At 38.8% G+C, this 1,137-nt stretch carries 1 protein-coding gene and 1 pseudogene; both read left to right on the top strand.

The genetic code is table 11. The annotated features are described in order from the left end of the window. Nucleotides 1-227 (top strand): annotated as a pseudogene (locus tag ACFINO_RS09875) (hypothetical protein); the annotation flags it as partial. 19 nt (nt 228-246) lie between these two features. Then, nucleotides 247-1,074 (top strand): hypothetical protein, encoded by an 828-nt coding sequence (locus ACFINO_RS09870; RefSeq protein ID WP_375612603.1) that lies wholly within the window; start codon nt 247-249, stop codon nt 1,072-1,074. The last annotated feature ends 63 nt before the right edge of the window (nt 1,075-1,137 follow it).

Raw genomic sequence — 1,137 nt, 5'->3', positions numbered from 1 at the left:
AAGAGTTTAAACGGAAAAGTGAAAAGATACAGGCACTAAAAGCAGATGTGCAATCACGTGATACGGAAATTAAAGAACTTAAACAAAAGATAGAAGAACGTGACGACGAGGAAATTGAAGAACGTGACAAGGAAATTAAACAACTGAAGCAAGAGCTTAAGCCGCGTGATGAAGCAGTAAAAGCGCCGCCTCATAAGAATAAGAAGAGTAAGAAGAAAAGTAAGTGAGAAGATAGGGGTGGAAGATATGATACTTAAAAAGAAGTATGAATTTACTGATGAAATAATCAAATTTTGTGGCAAAACTCTTCACCGTATTCGTGCATTAAAAGACTTTGGAGATGTCGAGCAATGGGATCTAGGTGGTTTTATAGAGCATGAGGGCAACTTATCTCATGAGGGTAATTGTTGGATTTACGATGAGGCACATGTTTATAGCAATGCACGAGTTTACGGCAATGCCAAGGTTTATGGTAAGGCATGTGTTAATGAAAATGCATGTGTTGGTAACAATGCTCAGGTTTACGATAATGCACACGTTTACGGTGATGCAGAAATTTATGATCATGCGCATGTTTACGGCAGAGCTAAGGTTTATGGAAATGCTCATGTTTTTGATCAGGCGCATGTATATGGTACAGCAGCAATTCATGAATTTGCCAATGCATTTGGTAATGCACGTATTTCTCAAGATATTATTGGTAGTATTGCGTCGGTTGATGGTAGCGAAAAAAAATACGAACTTACTGATGAAACAATTGAAGTTGATGATCATACTCTTTACCGCATACGTGCATTGAGAGACTTTGGTGATGTCAAAAAAGGTGATTTAGGGGGCTGGGTAGAAAGTGAAGATAACCTAAGTCATGAAGGCAATTGTTGGATCAGTGGTGGAGGGGCGGTTTTTGGTGGTACAAGAATAAGGGGTGGTGAACATATAAACTCTCAGTTCGTTTCTAATAAGACTTATGAATTGTCTATGTTAACACCACAACGATATATGGCATCTCTACCTTGGCACCGTAGAATATGGGAGCGACTCCGTTATTATTGGGAGTACAGAATATGGCTTTAGAGCTTCATAAACGTGATGAATAATACAATTCTTTGTTTTGATCTAGGTACCAAAACGGGGTGG

The organism is Bartonella sp. AA83SXKL, from assembly GCF_042196965.1.
Classification (GTDB): Bacteria; Pseudomonadota; Alphaproteobacteria; order Rhizobiales; family Rhizobiaceae; genus Bartonella.
The sequence above is the reverse complement of the archived record's forward strand: the minus strand, read 5'-3'. Positions and strand labels throughout refer to the sequence as shown.

Coding starts and splice junctions, on each gene's coding strand:
- ACFINO_RS09870 (WP_375612603.1), top strand. CDS start 247: ATGATACTTAAAAAGAAGTATGAATTTACTGATGAAATAATCAAATTT.